Genomic DNA, 204 nt, shown 5'->3' on the forward strand with positions numbered 1-204 from the left:
GACGACTTCGACAGGAACGCCTTGATCTTCGGCTTCTTCGCGATGCGCGAGCCCGCCAGCATCGACACGGCGATGCCGGCGTAGGTGGCCACGTTCTTCTGCGTACCGTCCAGGACGGTGCCGGAGGCGGTGCTCGCGACGAGGCCGCCCACGAAGAACGACCAGAGCAGCAGGTTGGCGACGACCGACTTCACGGTGGCGAGC

1 pseudogene is annotated in these 204 nt (G+C 66.7%); it reads right to left on the reverse strand.

The window, feature by feature from the left end:
• A pseudogene (locus IG08_RS0153755) lies at nt 1-204 on the reverse strand (hypothetical protein); the annotation flags it as partial.

The organism is Streptomyces fulvoviolaceus (genome assembly GCF_000718165.1).
In the GTDB taxonomy this organism is placed as follows: domain Bacteria; phylum Actinomycetota; class Actinomycetes; order Streptomycetales; family Streptomycetaceae; genus Streptomyces; species Streptomyces fulvoviolaceus.